Source organism: Pseudomonas fragariae (ex Marin et al. 2024) (genome assembly GCF_059621105.1).
Genome location: NZ_CM184369.1, coordinates 4,506,059 through 4,528,292 on the forward strand (window position 1 = coordinate 4,506,059; position 22,234 = coordinate 4,528,292).

Here is a 22,234-nt window from a genome sequence, read left to right on the forward strand (position 1 = left end):
AGTGAGTCGTGCTCGAAATGATAACTCAAGTTATAGAACAAGCAAACACATGTTATTTGATGGGCGATAACGCGTGTTTTACCCTGCTGGGCATGAATGAGCCTACGAACACACTGGCGGGCCGAGTGCTTGCTAAGCGAACTACTCTCGGTATGAGCCAGCAACAGCTGGCTGATCGAGCGGGCGTCAGTCAAGTCACGATCCAGCATTTGGAGAGCGGCCGTAATCTGACATCTAAGAAAATGGTCGACATCGGTCGAGCACTGGGCGTGTCTGCGGAATGGCTTATGAGTGGCAAGTCCGATTCCCCACGCGAACTGCCGAATGTCGGGGATACCCGTCAGCCAGACCGGTACTACCGGTATCCAGTTATCAGTTGGGTTTCAGCTGGTGGCTGGGCTGAAGCTGTCGAACCGTATGCTCCCGGCGCCAGCGACGCCTACCAGTACTCGGACTATCAAGCCAAAGGTCCTGCGTTCTGGCTTGAGGTAAAGGGTGACTCAATGACTGCGCCGAGCGGTATTAGTGTGCCGGAAGGCCAGCTAATTCTCGTAGACACCCAGGCAGACGTGAAACCGGGGAAGCTTGTAATCGCGAAGCTTTCTGGCAGCAATGAAGCAACCTTCAAAAAGCTGGTCGAAGACGGAGGCGTTCGTTATCTGAAGCCTCTTAACAGCGCCTACCCCATCATAAAATTTGAAGCAGACTGCAAGATCATCGGTGTTGCAGTGAGGTCGATGAGCGTCCTGCCCTGACACACGAAGTAATTTAAGACCCGCATCAAGCGGGTTTTTTTACGCCCGGACACCTGAAGAGTACAGATGTACTCCACCCGAACGACACTCAAATCTTCCCTGTAAAAATATAACCAAGGTTATTGACATGGTTAAAACTTGGGTTATGATCACCTCCATAACTTATGTTATCTAGCAAGCCGGAGTTTCACCGGCTACCAAGGTCAGGGGGAATCCTGATCCCAGCCCCCGATAAGGGGACCGACTGGCTCAGAAATGAGAGCTCTTTTAGATGGACAGCATCACTGAAGCACCTGGCTTGCCGGGTGCTTTGGGATGACAACCACCGAGTAAAACGTAATGGACACCACCATCGTATGTGGGGCATGGAGAGGCCACCTCGGCCGTGGTCTTGCGCCGCGAGAGTTGCAGTATTTGTTGTCAGCCGCCCAAGGCTGCACAGCCAAGGAAATCGCCCGCACGTTCGGCATCGCGCCGGGCACGGTCGTCAAGCGGCTGTCGGTCGCCATGTTCAAGCTCGGCGTGAATCGCCAGACAGCGATGATCGCCGAGGCCATGCGCCGCCAGATCATTTCCCCGCTCTGCCTGTTGTTCATGTCGGTGATCGTTCTGCACGCGGTGCTGGGCGATGAATCGATGAGGCGAGAGCGCAGAGCTCCCGAGTCACGCCGGGGCGGGTACGAACAGAAGATCAGCCGTAAGGGTTCAGACAAGCTTCGACCAGTGGCAGCGATCTGCTGAGGAACAAATTAACGGACTGGCCTTGGCGACATGGTCAGGTTGGCAATCAACCGGAGAAACAGAAATGACAGAGGCTCAGTTAGCCGCGTTCAACGAACTGGCAGCAGCAGCGAAACAAGAAGACGAGGCACAGCGAGCATACGAGCAAGCAAGCACCGCTCTAGAGCTGGCGATCACTGCCCTTGGCGGAGCGCGCGGAGAGAGGTACAGAGCTCAAGAAATACTTCTGCAGTCGGCTCGCTCCACAAATGAGAACCCGGCTCCGCATTAAAGCCTGACTCAAGCAATTGGCTGTGGCCTCAACCAGCACTACGTCAGCCTGACGAAAACTGCCCGAACCCTGTCATAGCGCCAGGCTGCATCGGAGGTAGCAATCCCGCTGGGCGGTTCGATTCCGTAAGCCGAAAGGCGATCACCGGTACGGCCTGGATTGCTACCTCCGATGCGGAAGAGTTTAAACCGTTAAATCGGCCCCCTGCATCACCCTCCCCCCTAAATCAAACGACCGCATCGGCAGGTGCCAGGCCAGTCTCACGGCTGGGTTTGGTCACCCGCGCCTGTCATCTGACCAATGCGGTCAAGGAGCCTCACATGCATCAGACAATCAGCCAGCGTCGTGCAATCCTCGAAGGCCTGCGCCAGCGCTGCACCCTCTCCACTGCCGAGTTTTACGACAAGGTCGGCCGCAAGAATCCGGCAGCCCTGCCGCGCTTCACGGTCGTGCCGAACGGCAATAACGAGTTCGGCATCGTCGAGCGCTCGACAGGTAATGTATGCGGCGTGCATCGCGGCCACAGCGCCGCTTGCAAGGCCGCTGATCAACTGGAAGCCCAGCCTGTACGTCAGCGGTCGTTCGCCACTCACATGCTGCGCTGGACTGCTGCCATCGCTACCGGCCTGGCGCTCTTCGCGCTCTACGGTGCCAGCTGATGATCAGTCCAGAGCTGAGCACGATTCAGCGCAACAAAGAGCGGTCCGCCATCCTCGAGGCTGAGGTGGCTGAGTTCCTGAAGAGCGGCGGCGTGATAGCCACGCTGCAGGGCTTCGCTTATAAGCCCAGGCCGTATGGACGGATGGGCCCAGCAGCAACCCCAGCGCCTCGCCGCCGGACCAAGGACGCAATGCGCGCAGCAGCCCCACCGCCCCCTGAGCCGAATCTGCCACGGGGCCACGTCAGTGATGAGGTGGTCGCGCAGATCCGCCAAATGGCACAGACAACCACCATAACCGATGTGAGCCGTACCACCGGGGTCAGCCACCACATGCTTCGCAAGATCGCCGCACAGCACCGGTTCGAGTACAAGCGCTTCGATCCAAGCCCACATCTTTCGCGTGTGAAGGCCGCGCGTATAGACCCAGTCGCGGATGCATTGAACGTGCTGCGCATCAAGGAAGCGAGGGACCGCGGACTTTCGCGCAAGGCCGCAAAGGACCTGATCGGGATCAGCAGCACGCTGATGGAGCGGCTAATCAAAGACTTCGCCATCGACTACCCGCTGCACAGGATTCACCGCAAGTGAGGCGCGCTAACCCAGTCGAAAAAATGAACATCTGAGAACTTCCGGACTGCGCACGGCGTCTCACTTCGCTACTTAACAGAGAAAAAAACTCTAAACATCTCGCCCATAGCCGTCTTTAAATTCGATCTCAACCACCTCAATTGGAACATCCGAGTAGAAACTTAGGAATAAACTTATTCCCTTCTTCAATTCGATATTTTTGAGGGATACAGAGAACGTTTTCCCGTCATCAATGAATGTAGATCCTGAAAAAGAGCTGGTACTGATGCTGGGCCGAATTGGATCACCACTTGCACCGATTCTTTTATGAGCGTAACTGTACCCAGATGTCACTACCCGTGAACTCACCCCGGAGACCGGAGAAAGATTGGCAGTAAGTTCAATTACCAGCTCATATAAGCCATCACCGTTCTTGCCAAGATCGTGTATCCCAACTACTCCATTTGAGTAGGGCTCCAGAGTCCGCCTCAACGGCTCATTTTTTATACCTGACATTAGCTCTTCGCATGCATCTTCAAAACTTTTATCTGTAAAGTTCGCATATATCTTTTCTCTTAAAAAAAAGGGAACCTTACAAGCTTCAAGCAATACTGGAATTACAAATTTGCTGCCTAGTCCTTTTTCTTCCGCTATTTCCATAATAACCCCACCATTTATCTCACGCTCAACCCAATTGGATTTAAGCGAATCCGGCGAAAGGAACACGACCAGCTTGTCAGAAGAATCGATACCTTCAGATATTTTCTTTATAAGAGAATCGCCTGGGGACATTTCCCATGCATCAAGCCATACCGAAACCCCCCGGCTTTCCAAGTATGCGCCAACGTGCTTTACATTTGGTTTGTCTTTAGAAGTGTGACTTAAGAAAACCTTCATACAGCCTCCGTCTTCCGGCTCCATGCCGGTCACACGTAATACCCCATCCCCAACCAATTTGCCACCACCGGACGCCGGAGGGCGGCGCATGCAATGGAGAACACAATGCAAATTCAACGTGAAGGCCGCGTCACCTTCGGCGAAGCCCGTCTTGCCGTATGGGAAGAAGGTATCCCCCGCGAATGGGACGCCAAAGTTATCTGGGAGCGTAAATTCAAAGGCGAAGTGTTCAAGCGCATCATTCAGACGCTCAACCGGATCGGCTGGACTGTCGGCAAGCAGACACACATCTTCACCGACAACAATTCGCGCCATTGCATTAAGGGTGACCTGCAGGCCGATCTCAGGATTTCCGGGCGAAGCATTGAGCTGGAGTTCTTCCAAAGCGTAAACACGCCGGACCGTGCCGACCACGGCGGGCGCTACCAGAACGATAAAGAGAAGCACATGCCTTATCTGGCGCGCCTGGAGATGGAGCGCACTCGCCGACGCGTCCGTGACTACTTGTGCAATGTTTTCACCGGCTACACGTTCAAGGCGTCGGATCGAAAGTGTAGCTTGGGCGGTATGACCAACATCGAGTGGATCAATGCCGACTACGTTAGTAAGCGCCGCTTCGGTCCGCCGACTATTCCCGCTGCCGACTACAACTCAGGGTCAGGCGACAAGAAAACCATTGAGCATGGCGCGAAGGTCTGGACGACTGATCGCAAAGGCCGCTGGTACCAAGGCACCGCTTTCGTGAACATCAACAACATGTGGTGGGTGGCTCATGGCAAGTATGGCTACGACAACAAGGCTTGCTTCGAGCTGTTTGTCGAGCGGCCGACAGATATCAGAGCCAAGAAGAACGAGCGAGCCCGCCGCCAGCGCTTGGAAGACCTGATCGCTAAAGCGGTTGCCGGGATGAACTATCAGCGTGCCGAGGTGCTGCGCAAGGTGCTTTTCCCTAAGCCCGAGCCCCTTTTCATGATTTTCAATGTGAAAGATGAACTCTACTTCCGCCCCAACTACAGCGGCTACACCAAGGACACGGTGAGGGCTGGCAAGTACACTCGCGCCGAACTGAAGCCGTATCTGGGTGATTTCGACCAGAAAGACGACCTGAAGGCCGTGCCGATTTCACAGGCCGCCTAACCCACCCTCACCTATTGTGCTGAACGATTGATCACCATGATCAATAGCCAGACCCGCAATACGCTTTCAATCAACGCTGATATGGAAGCAGCGAATTCAACAAGCAAAGATAAATGTTCCATTTGAGGCTCCTCGTTTAAGACCTCAAATTAGAGAAGCATAAGCGCGTCGGGCTATAAGGTAATGCGTTTATGCAACAGATAACCGCTGCATAACTGCTACGTCGCCTGTGGACAACTCTCTAACCGCTCTCCGCACTTCAACGACTCACGCCACCCCGGCGAGGATGAACTATGCCTACCCAGAACATCGTCAGCGTCAGCGGCGGGAAAGATTCGACCGCGACACTGCTGGTGGCGATCGCGCTGGAGACAGAAAACCTGCAGGCCGTCTTCGCCGACACCGGCAACGAACATGAGCAGACTTACCAGTACCTCGATTACCTGGAGCGCGCGACTGGCATTCCGATCACCAGAGTTAAAGCCAGCTTCGCGCGGCAGATCGCCGGAAAGCGACAGTTCATCGCGACCAAATGGCGAGAGCAAGGCATCGACGAATCGATCGTGCTAGCCGCACTCGAAGTGCTGGAGCCAACAGGCAACCCTTTCCTTGACCTATGCATCTGGAAGGGTCGCTTCCCGAGCCGCAAGGCGCAGTTCTGCACGATGGAGCTGAAGCGGGACCCTATGCTCGAGCAGGTTGTTATGCCGATGATGGGTAAAGGCGACATGCTGGTCAGTTGGCAAGGCGTGCGCGCCGACGAATCACTGAATCGGCGCTACCTACCCGAGTGCGACGAGGTCGGCGGTGGCCTGTTCAATTACCGGCCAATTCTGAAATGGGATATTCCCGCAGTTTTTGAAGCGCACCGCTTCATGGGCATCGAACCTAACCCACTCTATTCCCAAGGAATGGGCCGTGTCGGGTGCATGCCCTGCATCAATTGCCGGAAAGACGAGCTTCGGGAAATCGCCCTGCGCTTCCCCGAGGTAATCGATCGTATCGACCGATGGGAGCGAATTGTTCAGCAGGCCAGCAAGCGCGGCGCTGCCACCTTCTTCGCCGGTTCCAACGCCAAACACCCGAAAGGCTCTATCGCAGACATGAGCGCACTTGAGGTGATGGAGATCGCGAGCATCCGCCAAGCTGTCGAGTGGTCAAAGACGTCCCGTGGCGGTATCCAGTACGACCTGATGATTGCAACAGACGCAACAGCATGCAGTTCTGCTTATGGCCTTTGTGAGTAACCGTAAGCCCGATCTCGCTAGGAATAATATTTAAACGGTAGATCTCCGTAGGCCCAAATAATGGTTCCGGCTATCACCAAGATGAAGATATGAGCATCGACTTTTTCGAACTCGGGCAGGAATATTTTCCGCAACTCATTCAAGCCCTCCCACCCAAAACCAGCCGGTGTTATCGACAGTCTCGCTTTTAGCAACACGGTTTCAGCGAGTAACGCGAATACAGTCATCACTGCGCCACTTCGACCAAACCACGACCCGGCGTCTAAGTCGGGAAGTTTTGGATAGGGGGCGATCACAGAGAGTACGGGCACTGCAATCGCAAAGATGATCAATGCCCAAACAATTTTTACGCATTTCCACAAGCCTGCCTCAGTAGGTCCGTCCACAACAATCTCCTTTTATTCCAACTAAGAACGCCGAATATACCGGCAAGGATAACCCGTGCTCAATCTCTTCTGGCGACTGCTCGCCAAGCTACTCGCGCACCCGGCAATCGCTGCCTGGGTCATCACCCGCGCCCAGCGCACCCCATACCTGCACATCCGGTCAGCTGACGGCCAAGAGGTGTACATGGGCCGCTGGTGGCTGTTCAACCCGTATGACCGGGAAACCCACCTCGGGCGAATCCGGTGGTGCCCTTGGTCGATCCGGGTACACCACATCATGCGGCCCGATGCCGACCGGGACTTGCACGACCATCCGTGGGATGCGCGCACGGTCATCCTGCGTGGCTTCTACAAGGAGCAGCGCCGCCATTTCTGGTTGGCTGGCGGGCATAGCGACCTCGAATACTGGCGGCGACCGGGCGCAACGGCCCAGCTCAAGCACGGCGAATACCACCGCATCGACGAAGTGTCTCCCGGCGGCGTGTACACGCTCTTCATCACCAGCCGCTGGAAAGGCGACTGGGGCTTTCTGGTAAACGGCGTGAAGGTCGCTTGGCGTGAATACACAGGGGAAGGATCATGACCAGCACGCCAATCTGCTGGCGTGCAGCGGCCCAGGCAGTGCCGAAACAACCGAGTATCACCGCCGAAAGGCCGATACTTGAACTCATAAAGCGCTTCTCCAAGGGTTTGACAGGGCCTCACTTTTGCCCGGTGCGCCCGAACACCCCGCAGTAACCACCCCATATCAATCAATTCAATGTCAGCCGCGTGCGCGGCAAGGACGAAGTCATGTCTGAAGAAAAGTTGATAGGCCCCGTCGAAGTCACTCGCGACGAGGACGGCTACTGGTATCACCCAGGAATCCCGGATTTCGATGAAGACCATGCCGCCTACAAAGCCTGGCTTGATGGTCAGCAGCTGAAGGTGGTCGGCTGGCACATGGACGGCGACCTTGAATCGCACCCCTATTGGGATGAAGACGCAGCCAACTGCATCGGCTGGGAGCCTGAAACACCCGCTGAGCCCGGCTGGTTCCTTCTGGGCATCTTCGACACGGACGATGGCCCATACGTGCAGTGGGCTTGGCGGGTGGTGACGCCATGACCCAGGCCAAGGAAAGACCGATCCTGTTCAGCGCGCCGATGGTGCGCGCCATCCTGTCCGGCCAGAAGACGGTCACCCGGAGAGCGATCAAACCTCAACCAACTTGGAATGGGAAATGGTTTCAGTGGGATGGACATGCGCCGAACAGTAAGCATGGAGCCGTTGGTAGTAACAACATCGAGGCAGCCCTCCTGATGAGCTTCAGCTCTCCTTACGGCAAGCCCGGCGACCGGCTGTGGGTGCGAGAGACGTGGTACTGCGATCACTTCCAAGTGCTACGCGGGCCATACCTGAAGCCGGACGATCTGGATGTTGTTGAGGCGCGTGAGGACGGAACGCTGGTCTACGCCGCCGATGGGCTTGCACCCTACGAGGCCGAGCAGCCAGCCTGGAAACCCAGCATCCACATGCCGCGCTGGGCAAGCCGCATCCTGCTGGAGATAACTGACGTGCGGGTCGAGCGCTTGCAGGAGGGCGACGGCGAAACAGCGTTCGAAAGCCGCTACGTCGCCGAAGGTATTCACCGGATCCACCACGGTGAGGGTGATTATTACTTCCACCCTTTCAAAGACGAGCCCGGCCCGGGCAACTGGTCCGATCCGCTCGATGCCTGGCGGGAGCTGTGGGTATCCATCAACGGTGCTGAATCGTGGAACGCAAACCCGTGGGTCTGGGTCGTCGAATTCAAGCGGGTGACGCCGTGATTCTGCGCAAAGGTTGGCTGCGCAGAAAGCTGGAGGCCGGGACGATCCGCATCGCGGCGCGCATTCTCATTGGCCGCAACGTCCAGCGCTCCGCTGTCGTCTCCCGCCGCGACAACAACGACATGTGGTACATGGCCGAGAAGTTGGAAGGCATCGCCGACCGAATCTCCCGCCAGTACCCATAACCCCCTTCCCTACAGAGCCTGCCGGTGATCGGCGGGCGAGGAATCGATATGGCCGCAAACACCGAATACAGCATGACGCTAAGCGATGCCTCCGATCTTGCGGGCATTGCTCAGCTTGACCTTGCTAAGCGGCGAGAAGCACTGACCCGGTATCTCCAAATCAATGGCTCTCAGAGGCTGTTGGAATTTACGGCCCAACTGATTGGTCTTGCCAACTCGGTCGCGGAAAACTGCGCAGAGATGAGCGACCAAGTGCTAATTGAAGAGTGCGGCGTCCACCCGGATAAGTTCATCGGGGTGAACCTGCCAACCATCATAGGCGCTTGCCAGGGCGTAATGATCGCCAGCAAGTGCGATCCCTCTGGCGCTTGCCACGGATGCGCCTACCGCCTTGGGTCTATTGCCAACCAATCGCCCATAACCACCTGCGATGCGGAATTCATGGCGCATGACAAGAAAGGATTCATGTGTCACGCGCACTTCGACGAACAAGGCGAGCCGACCAAGGTCTGCGTCGGTCACGCCAAAGCATCAAAATCCTAAGCCTTTCCGCCGCCCAGAGCGGCCCGGAGCATAAGCCTATGGCCACCGCTGCCAAGCTGCCGGAAGATCCGGCGCACGACAAAGTTACCGAAAAACGCATGGCCGAACTGATCGGCACCACCGCGAAAGCGCTTCAGCGAAAGCGCGAGCGCAACATAATCCCCGCCGGCGTCTGGATGAAGATCGACGGACGAATCATGTACAGCAAATGGAGATATGACGAATGGCTAGAGAACCTCTGGAACTCCCGACCGGTGTCGAGCTTATTGGGCAATCCATCAGAATCCGGTTCTCAAGGGGCAAGCGCCGCTGCTGTGAGACGCTCCCCTACCCCCAGACGCCGAAAGGCATCGCCGCAGCAGCAGGTCTACGTTCTCAGGTAAAACAGCTGGAAAAGCTCGGCGCGCTGACCCCAGAGAAGTACGCCGAGCTGTTCCCGAACTCCCGCAGCGCCAGCACACACAAGATCCCGATCTTCTTCGACTATGCGCAAGATTGGCTGGATAGTCTGCAGATCGTGGACAGCACCCGAAAGAACTATCGATCCGCACTGCAAACCTACTGGATTCCGTACCTGGCCAGCCTACGCCTTGATGAAATCACGCCGATGAAAATGCGCAAGCTGGCCACAGACATTCAATGGCCGTCCCCCAGCCGCAGGAAAGGTGCAGTGCGAATCGTCACCAGCATTTTTGCCCAGGCGGTCAGTGATGAATTGATCGTGCGCAACCCGGCCGCATCAATACCCGCGACTCGAGGTGTGAAGCGCGAAATTGATCCGCTGACGCGCGAAGAGGCAGACGCATTGATTGACCAGCTCTACAGATCGACAAGCGGTTTGCAGGCCATCTACGCAGCATTTTTCGAGTTTTCTTTCTACACGGGGATGCGTCCGGGCGAGGCGATGGCCCTGCGCTGGAGCGAGGTGGATACCCGCAAAAGATCGGCACGGGTATGCCGGATTCGCATCTACGGGAAGATTCAGGAAAGGACAAAAACGAAGGTGGTGAGGGAAGTTTTATTGAACGATCGGGCCTTACATGCACTCGATAAGGCTAGGCCGCTGACGGAGCTGCGCTCTGATTACGTGTTTGCACCCGAAGGGAATGGGGACCGAACAGAGCTTTTTATCCGCTCCGAGACGGGGCCAAAACGTTACTGGTTGAGCGCCATGCGGAAGGTGGGAATTAGAAGGCGCAGGATGTACGACACGCGCCACACCTACGCAACCATGTGCCTGATGTCCGGCATGAATCCGGCATTCATTGCCGCGCAACTTGGGCACAGCGTGCAGGTATTGTTGTCGACCTATGCGAAGTGGATCAGCTCGCCGAGCGACTGGGCAGAGCTTGAAAAGCTCAATATGAGTGAAAGTGGTACGAAATTGGTACGCACCGAAAGCCAGTAACGCCAAACACGCCGAAACACATAAGGTTTAGGACAAATGTGCGGATTAGCAGGTGAATTAGGTTTCGACCATCAACCAGCGGACTTAGCCGCTGTTGAACGCATTACCCATGAGCTGGCGCCTCGCGGCCCGGATGCGTGGGGGTTTCATAGCCAGGGGCCGGTTGCCCTTGGTCATCGTCGCCTGAAAATCATGGACCTGTCGGACGGCTCGGCGCAGCCGATGATCGACAGCAATCTGGGCCTGTCCCTGGCCTTCAACGGTGCGATCTACAACTTCCCGGAACTGCGTGCCGAGTTGGAAAGCCTTGGCTATCAGTTCCATTCCGGCGGTGACACCGAAGTGTTGCTCAAGGGCTATCACGCCTGGGGCGCAGACATGCTGCCCAAGCTTAATGGCATGTTCGCCTTTGCCATCTGGGAACGTGACAGCAAGCAGCTGTTCATCGCCCGTGACCGCCTCGGCGTCAAGCCGTTGTACCTGTCGAAAACCGACAAGCGCCTGCGCTTCGCGTCCTCGCTGCCTGCCTTGCTTAAGGGCGGTGACATCAGCGGGATGCTTGATCCGGTGGCGCTTAACCATTACCTCAACTTCCATGCGGTAGTGCCTGCGCCGCGCACCCTGCTGGCCGGCGTCGAAAAACTTCCGCCAGCCAGCTGGATGCGTATCGACGCCAGCGGCAAGGTCGAACAGAAAGTCTGGTGGACTCTGCCCTACGGCCCGCACGAAGACGAGAAAAACCTCACCCTCGAAGACTGGCGTGACCGCGTACTGGATAGCACGCGTGAAGCGGTAGCGATCCGCCAGCGTGCTGCAGTGGACGTCGGTGTGCTGCTGTCCGGCGGCGTCGACTCGAGCATGCTGGTCGGTCTGTTGCGCGAAGTGGGCGTCGAGGATCTGTCGACCTTTTCTATCGGTTTTCAGGATGCCGGCGGCGAGCGCGGTGACGAATTTCAGTATTCCGACCTGATCGCCAAGCATTACGGCACGCGCCATCACCAGTTGCGTATTCAGGAACGCGAGATCATCGAGCAATTGCCTGCGGCGTTCCGCGCCATGAGCGAACCGATGGTCAGCCACGACTGCATCGCCTTCTACCTGCTGTCGCGTGAAGTATCGAAGCACTGCAAGGTGGTACAGAGCGGCCAGGGCGCTGACGAACTGTTCGCCGGTTACCACTGGTACCCGCAAGTCGACGGCGCGAGCGATCCGGTTGCCGCCTACCGTGATGCATTCGTCGACCGCAGCTACGCGGAATACGCCGAGACCGTGCAGCCGAAGTGGCGCACTGCCAACGACGCAGCCGGTGATTTCGTTCGCGATCACTTTGCCCAGCCAGGCGCCAGCGCTGCTGTCGACAAGGCATTGCGTCTGGACAGCACGGTGATGCTGGTCGATGACCCGGTCAAGCGTGTCGACAACATGACCATGGCTTGGGGCCTGGAAGCGCGTACGCCGTTCCTGGACTATCGTCTGGTCGAACTGTCGGCTCGCATTCCGGGTAAATTCAAGCTGCCCGACGGTGGCAAACAGGTGCTGAAAGAAGCCGCGCGCATGGTCATTCCTTCGGAGGTGATCGACCGCAAAAAAGGCTACTTCCCGGTGCCTGGCCTCAAACACTTGCAGGGCGACACGCTTGACTGGGTGCGCGAACTGCTGACCGACTCCAGTCAGGACCGCGGCCTGTTCAACCCTGCCATGGTCGACAAGTTGCTGACCAACCCCGAGGGCCAGCTCACGCCATTGCGCGGCTCCAAGCTGTGGCAACTGGCAGCGCTGAACCTGTGGCTCAGCGAACAGGGACTGTGATCGATGAAACAGAACGCGACGACTTATAGCCAGCGCCTGTTGCGCGGCCAGTCGCCCTCGTACGAACGTCTGCAGGCGCGACTCGCTGAAGACGGCAGCCAGATAGATGCAGACCCTCTGGCGCTGCATTGTGGCTGGGGACGCTTGCTGATCGGTCACACCTACCCTGATCCGGCCGCACTGGCTCAGGACCTGCTCAACGAAAAACCCGGCGAGCGCGATATCGCCCTGTATGTGGCAGCCCCGCAACAGGTGCTGGCGCAATCGCCGCAGCAGTTGTTTCTCGACCCGTCGGACACGCTGCGTCTGTGGTTCAGCGATTACCGCCCGGCGCACCGTGTGTTTCGCGGCTACCGTATCCGCCGTGCGCATAATGAGAACGACTGGCAGGCCATCAACAACCTGTATCTGGCGCGCGGCATGTTGCCCATCGACCCCGAGCTGCTGACCCCGCGCCACGAAGGTGGCCCGGTGTATTGGGTGGCCGAGGACGAGGGCAGCAAGACGATCATCGGCAGCGTCATGGGCCTCAACCACCAGAAGGCCTTCAATGATCCGGAAAAAGGCAGCAGCCTCTGGTGCCTGGCGGTTGACCCGCAATGCACGCGGCCGGGTGTCGGCGAAGTGCTGGTCCGGCACCTGATCGAGCATTTCATGAGTCGCGGCCTGAGCTACCTCGACCTGTCGGTGCTGCATGACAACGATCAGGCCAAGGCGCTGTACGCCAAATTGAATTTTCGCAACCTGCCGACCTTCGCCATCAAGCGCAAGAACGGCATCAACGAGTCATTGTTTCTCGGCCCAGGCCCGCAGGCAGACTTCAATCCGTATGCGCGGATCATTGTCGAGGAAGCCCATCGACGCGGCATTGACGTGCAGGTGGATGATGCCGATGCCGGGCTGTTCACCCTCAGCTATGGCGGTCGTCGCATCCGCTGCCGCGAGTCGTTGAGCGATCTGACCAGCGCGGTGAGCATGACCCTGTGTCAGGACAAGAGCCTGACCCATCGTGCCCTGAAGGCCGCCGGCCTGCGCCTGCCCGCACAGCAAAGGGCGGGCAACGCAGACGATAATCTGGCGTTTCTCGAAGAGCACGGGCAAATCGTGGTCAAGCCGCTGGACGGTGAGCAAGGTCAGGGCGTCGCGGTTGATCTGCGCACCATTGAAGACGTGCAGAGCGCCATCGAACAGGCCCGCCAGTTCGACACTCGCGTGATTCTGGAAAGCTTTCACGAAGGTCTGGACCTGCGCATCGTGGTGATCGGCTTTCAGGTCGTGGCGGCGGCGATACGTCGCCCGGCTGAAATCATTGGTGATGGTCGCCACACCATCAAACAGTTGATCGAAGCGCAGAGCCGACGCCGCGCCGCTGCAACGGATGGCGAAAGCCGTATTCCGATGGATCAGGAAACCGAGCGCACGGTGCGCGAGGCCGGCTTTGACTACGCCGATATTCTGCCGATGGATCAGCGCCTGGCCGTACGTCGTGCTGCCAATCTGCATACTGGCGGCTGCCTGGAAGATGTCACGGCCATTCTGCACCCGGTGCTCCACGACGCAGCGGTGCGTGCCGCGCGGGCGCTGGACATCCCGGTGGTCGGTCTGGACCTGATGGTGCCGGCTGCCGACCAGCCTGACTACGTGTTCATCGAAGCCAATGAACGCGTAGGCCTTGCCAATCACGAACCACAACCCACCGCCGAACGTTTCGTCGATCTGTTGTTTCCGCACAGCCTGCCTGTGCATATCTGATCGCAGCTGCGGGCACGGCTGCAAATGGCGTATCAGCCTTTGCAGCCCGTGGCTTGCAACTGTTCCATAAGGAGCATCCATGACCCCTGCAAATATCCCCGATCCGGATCTGAAATACCTGCAGAAAGTTCTGTTGGAAATGCTCGCGATCCCAAGCCCTACCGGCTTCACCGACACTATTGTGCGTTACGTGGCCGAGCGTCTCGAAGAGCTGGGCATTCCGTTCGAACTGACCCGCCGCGGCACGATCCGCGCCACGCTGAAGGGCAAGCAGAACAGCCCCGACCGCGCCGTATCGGCGCACCTGGACACCATCGGTGCCAGCGTTCGGGAAGTTAAAGAAAACGGCCGCCTGTCACTGGCTGCGGTCGGCTGCTGGTCGAGCCGCTTTGCCGAAGGCAGCCGGGTCAGCGTGTTCACCGACACCGGCGTGATCCGTGGCAGCGTTTTGCCGCTGATGGCTTCCGGTCACGCGTTCAACACCGCCGTGGATGAAATGCCGATCAGTTGGGACCACGTCGAGTTGCGCCTGGATGCCTATTGCACCACCCGCGCCGACTGCGAATCGCTGGGTATCGGCATCGGTGACTTCGTCGCCTTCGACCCGCTGCCGGAGTTCACCGAGAGCGGACACATCAGTGCCCGCCACCTGGATGACAAGGCTGGTGTCGCGGCACTGCTCGCCGCCCTGAAATCCATTGTCGACAGCGGTGCCGAGCCGTTGATCGACTGTCACCCGCTGTTCACCATCACCGAAGAAACCGGTACGGGCGCGGCTGGCGTGCTGCCCTGGGACGTGAGCGAGTTCGTCGGCATCGACATCGCGCCGGTTGCGCCAGGTCAGCATTCCAGCGAACACGCCGTCAGCGTGGCGATGCAGGACTCGGGCGGTCCTTACGACTACCACCTGTCCCGCCATCTACTGCGGCTGGGTGTGGAAAACGAGTTGCCGGTGCGTCGTGACCTGTTCCGCTATTACTACAGTGATGCGCACTCGGCCGTGACTTCGGGGCATGACATCCGCACCGCCCTGCTGGCCTTCGGCTGTGACGCGACGCATGGCTACGAGCGCACGCATATCGACAGTCTGGCGGCGCTGAGCAAGTTGCTGGGTGCCTACATACTCAGCCCACCGGTATTCGCCAGCGATGCCAAACCGGCGCAGAGCTCGCTGGAGCGCTTCAGCCATCAGATCGAACACGATGCGCAGATGGAATCCGATACCCGCGTACCACCGGTCGACAGCCTGATCGGGCAGAATCGCGAAGAGAGTTGAGGCCCTGTGAATTGCGGTGCGTGGCGCCGCAGTTCTATCATCGCCGCTCATCGACACGAGAACCGCCATGCTGATCCCCTACGACCAACTGGAACCTGACACCCTCACTCGCCTGATCGAGGATTTCGTCACCCGTGAGGGCACCGATAATGGCGACGAAACACCGCTGCAAACCCGTGTACTGCGCGTGCGTCATGCGTTGACCAAGGGCCAGGCGGTGATCTTTTTCGACCTTGAGAGCCAGCAGTGTCAGCTGATGCTCAAGCACGACGTGCCGAAGGAGTTTTTCGAATAGCCTCCAAAGGCCGAGTCAGGTCATTTGCTCACAACGTCGCCTGCTGACCACGCCGCTCACCGAAGCGGCGTTGTTGCCTGTTGCGCAAGCGTCCTGGCGATTCGCTTGTAGACTTCGGCGCGGTGAACCTTGACGTCTTTCGGGGCATTGATCCCGAGCCTGACCTGATTGCCGTTGATGCCCAGAATCTGCACGGTGATGTCATCACCAATGGAAAACGTTTCGCCAATTTCCCGCGTCAGTACCAGCATTTTTCCCACCCTTGCGTTGCGCAAAAGAGGCAGGGTGCATGGCGAAACAAGGCGCTTCAATGCGCTGATGGCAAATCAGTAACGTCCTGCAACAGCACCGGAAAAGACTGAAGGAAACGTCTTACTTTCCAGCCAAATCCGTGGGAAATATCGTTCGCGGCAGTGGTTAATCAAGCGGCGGACCAACGCGGCCCCAGCAGAATGATGGTCGCACCGATGACGCAGAACGCCAGACCCAGCCAGTCCGTGCCCAGCGGCCTGACCCGCTCGACCAGCCCCAGCCAGGCAATCGACGCAACAATGTAGATCCCGCCATACGCCGCATAGGCTCGGCCCGCATAAGCCGCCTCCACACGTGTCAGCAACAGTGCAAACACCGTCAGGCTTACAAGCGCAGGAATCACCCACAGCGCGCTCTTGCCCTGACGTAACCACAGCCAGAAGGCATAGCAGCCGAATATCTCGAACAGAGCAGCGAGGAAAAACCACAGGTAATTGAGCATGAAAGGTTCTCAGGTCAGGGCTGCAAGATGCGCGCAACCCTATCAGAAAACAGTGTGGTCATGACCTTGATACCACCCAAGAGGACGCAGAGCGTCGCACGATAGTTGAGGTTATCGTTCCTCACGCTCCAGCGTGGGAATGCAGGTCACGACGCTCTGCGTCGCAAGAGGACGCGGAGCGTCCGGAACGGCATGACGACGCGGAGCGTCCGGAACGGCATGACGACGCGGAGCGTCGCACGATAGTCGCGATTATCGTTCCTCACGCTCCAGCGTGGGAATGCAGGTCACGACGCTCTGCGTCGCAAGAGGACGCAGCGCTTCCGGGTTAGTCAGGCATGCCCCTTCTGCGCCTTGGCGCGCATCTTCGCGCACATGACGGTCATTTCGTCGTACATCGCCTGCGGTTGCTTGCGCTTCATTTCCCAGGCCATGCGGCCTTCTTCATGAGGCAGGATCATGAACTCGCCTTCGCCAACCTGCCTGAAGATGCAGTCGGCGATATCCCCCGCGGTGATCGGCGACTTCTCCAGCAACCTGCCGATCTGCGCCTTCATCGCGGGCGTGGGGCCGCGGAAGGAATCCAGCAGGTTGGTCTGAAAGAACGACGGGCAGACCACATGAACACCAACCCCCTGATCATGCAGTTCGACCAGCAGGCTCTCGGAAAGCGCGACGACCCCGGCCTTGGCGACGTTGTAATTGCTCATCGCCGGGGCCTGCATCAGCGCTGCCATCGAGGCGATGTTGATGATCCTGCCCTTGCTGGCCAGCAGCATAGGCAGGAACGCCTTGCAGCCCTTGACCACCCCCATCAGGTTGATCGCGATCTGCCAGTCCCAGTCCTCCAGCGACAATTCGTTGAAAAAGCCCCCCGAGGCCACACCCGCATTGTTGACGATGATGTCGATGCCGCCAAAGCGCTGTTCGCACGCCTGGGCAAACGCGGTGAGCTGGCTGTAATCGCGAACGTCGCAACGCTGCACGAAACCGTCACCACCCGCCTTGCGTACTTGCGCAAGGGTCTCCTGCAAGCCGGCATCGTTGATGTCCGAGAGTGCCAGCCGCCACCCTTCGCGCGCCCAGCGCAGTGCAATTTCACGACCCAGACCTGAGCCGGCGCCAGTAATCATGATGCGGTTTTGCATAGCGAGTGCCTTGTGATGTGCAGGAGTTGCCTGAGTGTAATCACAGTGGAAGCACCACAAACCCACCATCAAGACGCTGAATGCCTGGAACAAACCGCAGCCCTATGGACGCCTGGACCGGGCCACATAACGGAGCAACAACAGGCCATACACCGACACATTGAGCAGCACGACGATGCCGCCCAGCCAGAGCTGTATGCCCGGCGTAAGCCCGGCCGGGTAAATCAGCGGGATCAGATAATGCTCAACGAAGCCCCCGGTATAACCCTGCCCTCCAGCGTTGCTGCGCAGGGTGTTTTCCAGCGGTGTCAGCGGGCAATACAGATGCAGAAACTCGACCGCAGTCCCCCAGGCCGCAGCTGGAACGTGCAGCAGTGCCAGCCAGGGCCTTCTCAATACCAGCAGTCCGCCGAACAGGACGAACACAATGAACAGTAGATGAAACACGACCACGGCATCCGCCGCCACTCGATAAACCATCATTGCGTCCTCTTGTGGCCCATCCCTCAGGTGGAAAGTTCGAAGCGAACGGAAACTTTTCAGGGCCTTTAGTTCAATTGTTTTTAAGACCGATTCAAACCCACCAGGTTAAAACGGGCCAAGTTATTGTCAGACAAAAGTACGACAAGATGCTGATTTTCAATGTTTTTTAGAAATGTAAGAAATTATTTAAAATAGATCGAACCTTTCTCCAACCCCCAGAGTCCGATGAGTCAAGCAGGCAAACTTCATACCGTCTGGCGTGACGTTTTAACGGCATCTGTTAATTAACACTAATGTAAAGAGGGAACTCACCATGGGTATCGGCACTATTCTTATCATCGTTCTGATTCTGCTGCTAGTTGGCGGTTTGCCAGTATTCCCGCACTCGCGCAGCTGGGGCTACGGTCCGTCGGGCATCATCGGTACGATCCTGGTGATCCTGCTGATTCTGGTGTTGCTCGGCAAGATATGACCTGCTGCTCCACGCAGCAGCGCATATAGCCAATAAAAAACCCCGCTTTTTCAAGCGGGGTTTTTTTATCGCTCATGAAAAAGCAGCCCGAAGGCTGCTTCGTTCACAACACCGGTACCTTAGTGCGAAACCGCACCACTGGCACCCAGCCCCGTCTGCGAGCGGACGAATTGCGGATAGAACAGAGCGCGCTCGCCCTCCGCCGCTTTCGACTTGTCGGTGATGGAGAAGAACCAGATACCTACGAAGGCGATGGCGATGGAAAACAGCGCCGGGTATTCGTAAGGGAAAATGGCTTTCTCGTGGTGCAGGATCTGCACCCAGATGGTCGGACCGAGCACCATCAGCACCACTGCACTGATCAGGCCCATCCAGCCGCCGATCATGGCGCCACGGGTGGTCAGGTTTTTCCAATACATGGAAAGCAGCAGAATCGGGAAGTTGCAGCTTGCCGCGACCGAGAACGCCAGGCCCACCATGAAGGCGATGTTCTGGCTTTCAAAGGCAATACCCAGAAAGATCGCCACGACCGCCAGGGCAATGGTGGTGATTTTCGAGATACGGATCTCGTCCTTCTCGTTGGCTTTGCCTGCCTTGATGACGCTGGCATACAAGTCGTGGGAAACCGCCGAAGCACCCGCCAGGGTCAGACCGGCAACCACTGCCAGAATGGTGGCGAAAGCGACTGCCGAGATGAAGCCCAGGAACAGACTGCCACCGACCGCATCGGCCAGGTGAACCGCAGCCATGTTGTTACCGCCCAACAAGGCGCCTGCTGCATCCTTGAACGCCGGATTGGTGCTGACCAGCAGGATCGCGCCGAAACCGATGATGAAGGTCAGGATGTAGAAGTAACCGATAAAGCCGGTTGCGTAGAGCACCGACTTGCGCGCTTCCTTGGCATCGCTCACGGTGAAGAAGCGCATCAGGATGTGTGGCAGGCCCGCAGTACCGAACATCAGGGCCAGACCCAGCGAGAACGCCGAGATCGGGTCTTTCACCAGCCCGCCAGGGCTCATGATCGCTTCACCTTTGGGGTGAACCTTGATCGCTTCGGAGAACAGCATGTTGAAGTCGAAGTTGACGTGCTTCATGACCATCAATGCCATGAACGACGCACCGGACAGCAACATCACCGCCTTGATGATCTGCACCCAGGTAGTAGCGAGCATGCCGCCGAACAGCACATAGAGGCACATCAGGATACCGACCAGCACCACCGCAACGGCGTAGTCCAGACCGAACAGCAACTGGATCAGCTTGCCGGCACCGACCATCTGCGCAATCAGGTAAAACGCCACCACGACCAGTGAGCCGCAGGCAGACAGGGTGCGAATTTCCTTTTGCTTGAGGCGGTACGACGCCACATCGGCAAAGGTGTATTTACCCAGGTTGCGCAGGCGTTCGGCGATCAGGAACAGGATGATCGGCCAGCCTACCAGGAAGCCGATCGAGTAGATCAGGCCATCGTAGCCGGAGGTGTAGACCAGCGCGGAAATACCCAGAAAGGACGCTGCCGACATGTAGTCACCGGCGATCGCCAGACCGTTCTGGAAGCCGGTGATCTTGCCACCTGCCGAGTAATAGTCCGACGCTGTCTTGTTCTTTTTCGATGCCCAGTAGGTGATGTACAGCGTGAAAGCGACGAAGACCACGAACATGACGATCGCGGCGACGTTCAGGGGTTGTTTCTGCACTGCACCCGTCAACGCGTCTGCCGCCCAGAGGGTCGGCGCGAAGGCGGCCAGGCCAAGTGCTGCTGATAGGCGCCGGATCATTGCTGAGCCTCCTTGAGGATCGCGTTGTTCAGGTCATCGAATTCACCGTTGGCACGGCGAACATAGATGGCCGTCAATATGAACGCGGAAAGGATCAGCCCAACGCCTATCGGCATTCCCCAGGTAATGGTCGAAGTGGGACTTAGTTTGGCCCCCAGAATATGGGGTCCGTAAGCGATCAAAAGAATAAAGGCCGCATACAGGCCAAGCATGATCGCCGAGAGAATCCAGGCGAAACGCTCTCTTTTGGAGACCAGCTCCTTGAAACGGGGGCTGTTTTGAATCGAGAGGTAAATGCTGTCGTTCATTGTTTTTGTCCTCGCAGCACAGATGAGATGTCACGTAACGCACTTTAGTCGGGTCCGGCGCGCACTCCAGACGACCTTAGTATTAGAACGACATTAGCTGTAGATACCTCTTCTCGCACGGCCTGGACCCGCCGGCAGTCGGTCGCACGGAAAATACTTCGGAGCGGAAAAACAAAAGGCCGTCTGGCGACAACACCAGACGGCCTTGAGAAGGGCTGTTCAGACACTTTGCGACTATTTGGCAGTCCATGCAGCAACGCGATCCGGGTGCTTGGCGACCCAGTCCTTTGCTGCCGCTTCAGGTTTGGCACCGTCCTGAATCGCCAGCATCACTTCACCGATTTCGTCCTTGGATGCCCACTGGAATTTTTTCAGGAAGGCCACGACCTCAGGCGCTTTTTTCTCCAGCCCCAGGCTGGCAACGTTGTCGACGGTTTCAGCCTCGCCATAGACACCTTTCGGGTCGTCCAGGAAACGCAGTTTCCACTTGGCGAACATCCAGTGCGGCACCCAGCCGGTAACCACGATGGATTTCTTCGCCTTCTCTGCGCGGGTCAGCTCGGCGATCATGCCTGCGCCGGAGCTCGCCTGCAGCTTATAGCCGTCCAGACCGTAGTCCTTGATGGCCTGATCGGTCTTGAGCATCACGCCCGAGCCCGCATCGATCCCGGTGATCTTCTTGTTGAAGGAGGCATCAGTCTTCAGGTCTTCGATGGTTTTGGCCTTGACGTACTCAGGCACGATCAAGCCAATCTTGGCGTCCTTGAAGTTGGGGCCGTAGTTGACGACCTGATCCTTGTACTTGGCGTAGTACTCGCCATGCGTGCCCGGAAGCCACGCAGACAGCATCAGGTCCAGCTTGTCGGTTGCCACCGCCTGCCACATGATCCCTGCAGCGACAGACTGCAACTTGACGTCATAGCCAAGCTTTTGCTTGATCACCTCGGAAGCCACGAAGGTGGTGGCGACACTGTCGGACCAGCCTTCCACATAGCCAATGGTCAGGGTCTTGGTTTCGGCAATCGCCAGCGTGGAGCTGACCGCAAGTACCAGAGCGGCACCCGCCCCCAGTATTTTTCGCATCATCATTGTCGCTTCCCCGGAAGTCTGCACCGACGGTTGTCGGAACATGGTTAACGTTGTTCTCCAGACCGCCCTCGCGCCCGACCTTGGGGCACGCGGCGCCTTGCACGTTTTTATCGCTGCCACGCGCAGTCAAACGCACCGCAACGCCACCCTGATCATCGACCTGCGGAACAGGCAGGCATGCTCTGTCTGCGACACTGGGGCAATGGGAAACGACAACAACGAGCCATCAACGACAACGCGCCCCGAAAAACGCCTTGATCCGGCCATCAACAGCTGAGGACGCTGCTTCATGCCTATGGGCGAGCCCCCTTCCCCATACCAACGTCGTATAGACGGTAGAGAACTGCAGCGCACCACTCTGGCTCATGTTTCGAAGGAAACACGATGTGTTACCGCAGCTTCACGATCACCGACGCGAACGGGTAACACGGAAACATTTTTTCCGGCTCCATGACCAGCCA

27 protein-coding genes are annotated in these 22,234 nt (G+C 57.7%); 18 read left to right on the forward strand and 9 right to left on the reverse strand.

The genetic code is table 11. The features are described 5' to 3' along the window. Window positions 1-59 precede the first annotated feature (59 nt). From AC54XV_RS19480 to AC54XV_RS19495, 4 genes are all read left to right on the forward strand, one after another. Window positions 60-755 carry a LexA family protein gene (locus AC54XV_RS19480; protein WP_496718976.1) on the forward strand — a complete coding sequence of 232 codons (696 nt, stop codon included), beginning with the start codon at window positions 60-62 and terminating at the stop codon, window positions 753-755. Window positions 756-1,094: 339 nt separating this feature from the next. Beyond that, a complete protein-coding gene (locus AC54XV_RS19485) occupies window positions 1,095-1,496 on the forward strand; it encodes a response regulator transcription factor (RefSeq protein ID WP_024639033.1) in 402 nt (133 codons plus the stop codon). Window positions 1,497-2,087: 591 nt separating this feature from the next. Beyond that, window positions 2,088-2,426, forward strand: coding sequence for a hypothetical protein (locus tag AC54XV_RS19490; protein WP_024640756.1), 339 nt, complete (start codon window positions 2,088-2,090; stop codon window positions 2,424-2,426). Then, on the forward strand, window positions 2,426-3,016 hold the full coding sequence (locus AC54XV_RS19495; protein ID WP_496717159.1) for a hypothetical protein: 591 nt from the start codon (window positions 2,426-2,428) through the stop codon (window positions 3,014-3,016). The genes AC54XV_RS19490 and AC54XV_RS19495 overlap by 1 nt, the downstream gene beginning before the upstream one ends. A gap of 90 nt (window positions 3,017-3,106) precedes the next feature. On the opposite strand, the gene AC54XV_RS19500 is transcribed toward AC54XV_RS19495, so the two are convergent. Further along, window positions 3,107-3,892: a toll/interleukin-1 receptor domain-containing protein gene (locus tag AC54XV_RS19500; RefSeq protein ID WP_496717160.1), complete on the reverse strand. Its 786-nt coding sequence runs from the start codon at window positions 3,890-3,892 to the stop codon at window positions 3,107-3,109. 105 nt (window positions 3,893-3,997) lie between these two features. Between AC54XV_RS19500 and AC54XV_RS19505 the strand changes: the two genes are divergently transcribed. Together AC54XV_RS19505 and AC54XV_RS19510 are read left to right on the forward strand one after the other, a co-directional pair. After that, the gene (locus AC54XV_RS19505) at window positions 3,998-5,029 is read left to right on the forward strand and encodes a hypothetical protein (protein ID WP_496717161.1); all 1,032 of its coding nucleotides are present in this window, start codon (window positions 3,998-4,000) and stop codon (window positions 5,027-5,029) included. A 293-nt stretch (window positions 5,030-5,322) separates the two neighbouring features. Beyond that, window positions 5,323-6,276, forward strand: coding sequence for a phosphoadenosine phosphosulfate reductase domain-containing protein (locus AC54XV_RS19510; RefSeq protein WP_496717162.1), 954 nt, complete (start codon window positions 5,323-5,325; stop codon window positions 6,274-6,276). Window positions 6,277-6,293: 17 nt separating this feature from the next. Here AC54XV_RS19510 and AC54XV_RS19515 read toward each other — a convergent pair whose 3' ends face one another. After that, window positions 6,294-6,662 carry a hypothetical protein gene (locus AC54XV_RS19515; protein WP_496717163.1) on the reverse strand — a complete coding sequence of 123 codons (369 nt, stop codon included), beginning with the start codon at window positions 6,660-6,662 and terminating at the stop codon, window positions 6,294-6,296. A gap of 55 nt (window positions 6,663-6,717) precedes the next feature. Here AC54XV_RS19515 and AC54XV_RS19520 point away from each other — a divergent pair, with 55 nt between their 5' ends. The 10 genes from AC54XV_RS19520 (at window position 6,718) to AC54XV_RS19565 (ending at window position 15,741) form a co-directional block, all read left to right on the forward strand. Then, window positions 6,718-7,245 carry a hypothetical protein gene (locus tag AC54XV_RS19520; protein ID WP_496717164.1) on the forward strand — a complete coding sequence of 176 codons (528 nt, stop codon included), beginning with the start codon at window positions 6,718-6,720 and terminating at the stop codon, window positions 7,243-7,245. A gap of 209 nt (window positions 7,246-7,454) precedes the next feature. Next, entirely contained in the window at window positions 7,455-7,769 is a 315-nt protein-coding gene (locus AC54XV_RS19525) for a hypothetical protein (protein ID WP_496717165.1), read from the forward strand. After that, on the forward strand, window positions 7,766-8,473 hold the full coding sequence (locus tag AC54XV_RS19530) for a hypothetical protein (RefSeq protein WP_496717166.1): 708 nt from the start codon (window positions 7,766-7,768) through the stop codon (window positions 8,471-8,473). The genes AC54XV_RS19525 and AC54XV_RS19530 overlap by 4 nt, the downstream gene beginning before the upstream one ends. Then, a complete protein-coding gene (locus AC54XV_RS19535; protein WP_496717167.1) occupies window positions 8,470-8,658 on the forward strand; it encodes a hypothetical protein in 189 nt (62 codons plus the stop codon). The genes AC54XV_RS19530 and AC54XV_RS19535 overlap by 4 nt, the downstream gene beginning before the upstream one ends. A 48-nt stretch (window positions 8,659-8,706) precedes the next feature. Beyond that, entirely contained in the window at window positions 8,707-9,201 is a 495-nt protein-coding gene (locus AC54XV_RS19540; RefSeq protein WP_496717168.1) for a hypothetical protein, read from the forward strand. Window positions 9,202-9,424: 223 nt separating this feature from the next. Beyond that, on the forward strand, window positions 9,425-10,609 hold the full coding sequence (locus AC54XV_RS19545; RefSeq protein WP_496717169.1) for a tyrosine-type recombinase/integrase: 1,185 nt from the start codon (window positions 9,425-9,427) through the stop codon (window positions 10,607-10,609). Between the two features lie 36 nt (window positions 10,610-10,645). Beyond that, window positions 10,646-12,418: an N-acetylglutaminylglutamine amidotransferase gene (locus AC54XV_RS19550; RefSeq protein WP_496717170.1), complete on the forward strand. Its 1,773-nt coding sequence runs from the start codon at window positions 10,646-10,648 to the stop codon at window positions 12,416-12,418. 3 nt (window positions 12,419-12,421) lie between these two features. After that, window positions 12,422-14,170: an N-acetylglutaminylglutamine synthetase gene (gene ngg, locus AC54XV_RS19555; RefSeq protein ID WP_024639726.1), complete on the forward strand. Its 1,749-nt coding sequence runs from the start codon at window positions 12,422-12,424 to the stop codon at window positions 14,168-14,170. A 79-nt stretch (window positions 14,171-14,249) separates the two neighbouring features. Further along, window positions 14,250-15,446 carry an osmoprotectant NAGGN system M42 family peptidase gene (locus tag AC54XV_RS19560; protein ID WP_003402538.1) on the forward strand — a complete coding sequence of 399 codons (1,197 nt, stop codon included), beginning with the start codon at window positions 14,250-14,252 and terminating at the stop codon, window positions 15,444-15,446. Between the two features lie 67 nt (window positions 15,447-15,513). Then, entirely contained in the window at window positions 15,514-15,741 is a 228-nt protein-coding gene (locus AC54XV_RS19565) for a YheU family protein (protein WP_003314533.1), read from the forward strand. Between the two features lie 56 nt (window positions 15,742-15,797). On the opposite strand, the gene csrA is transcribed toward AC54XV_RS19565, so the two are convergent. From csrA to AC54XV_RS19585, 4 genes are all read right to left on the reverse strand, one after another. After that, a complete protein-coding gene (gene csrA, locus AC54XV_RS19570) occupies window positions 15,798-15,992 on the reverse strand; it encodes a carbon storage regulator CsrA (protein WP_003402536.1) in 195 nt (64 codons plus the stop codon). A 170-nt stretch (window positions 15,993-16,162) separates the two neighbouring features. Continuing rightward, complete coding sequence (locus AC54XV_RS19575; RefSeq protein ID WP_003393231.1) at window positions 16,163-16,495, reverse strand: YnfA family protein; 333 nt, start codon at window positions 16,493-16,495, stop codon at window positions 16,163-16,165. A 332-nt stretch (window positions 16,496-16,827) separates the two neighbouring features. After that, entirely contained in the window at window positions 16,828-17,643 is an 816-nt protein-coding gene (locus tag AC54XV_RS19580; protein WP_003402533.1) for an SDR family oxidoreductase, read from the reverse strand. 102 nt (window positions 17,644-17,745) lie between these two features. Beyond that, window positions 17,746-18,123: a DUF2784 domain-containing protein gene (locus AC54XV_RS19585; protein WP_057458058.1), complete on the reverse strand. Its 378-nt coding sequence runs from the start codon at window positions 18,121-18,123 to the stop codon at window positions 17,746-17,748. A 316-nt stretch (window positions 18,124-18,439) separates the two neighbouring features. Here AC54XV_RS19585 and AC54XV_RS19590 point away from each other — a divergent pair, with 316 nt between their 5' ends. Beyond that, on the forward strand, window positions 18,440-18,598 hold the full coding sequence (locus tag AC54XV_RS19590; RefSeq protein ID WP_002552554.1) for a DUF3309 family protein: 159 nt from the start codon (window positions 18,440-18,442) through the stop codon (window positions 18,596-18,598). A 119-nt stretch (window positions 18,599-18,717) separates the two neighbouring features. Here AC54XV_RS19590 and AC54XV_RS19595 read toward each other — a convergent pair whose 3' ends face one another. The 3 genes from AC54XV_RS19595 to AC54XV_RS19605 all read right to left on the reverse strand — a co-directional run bounded on the left by AC54XV_RS19595 (window position 18,718) and on the right by AC54XV_RS19605 (window position 21,773). Further along, on the reverse strand, window positions 18,718-20,376 hold the full coding sequence (locus AC54XV_RS19595; protein WP_003402531.1) for a cation acetate symporter: 1,659 nt from the start codon (window positions 20,374-20,376) through the stop codon (window positions 18,718-18,720). Next, a complete protein-coding gene (locus AC54XV_RS19600) occupies window positions 20,373-20,684 on the reverse strand; it encodes a DUF485 domain-containing protein (RefSeq protein ID WP_003314526.1) in 312 nt (103 codons plus the stop codon). The genes AC54XV_RS19595 and AC54XV_RS19600 overlap by 4 nt, the downstream gene beginning before the upstream one ends. A 234-nt stretch (window positions 20,685-20,918) precedes the next feature. Further along, window positions 20,919-21,773 carry a glycine betaine ABC transporter substrate-binding protein gene (locus AC54XV_RS19605; RefSeq protein WP_011268630.1) on the reverse strand — a complete coding sequence of 285 codons (855 nt, stop codon included), beginning with the start codon at window positions 21,771-21,773 and terminating at the stop codon, window positions 20,919-20,921. A gap of 40 nt (window positions 21,774-21,813) precedes the next feature. Between AC54XV_RS19605 and AC54XV_RS19610 the strand changes: the two genes are divergently transcribed. Further along, complete coding sequence (locus AC54XV_RS19610) at window positions 21,814-22,050, forward strand: hypothetical protein (protein WP_003402529.1); 237 nt, start codon at window positions 21,814-21,816, stop codon at window positions 22,048-22,050. Window positions 22,051-22,234 lie beyond the last annotated feature (184 nt).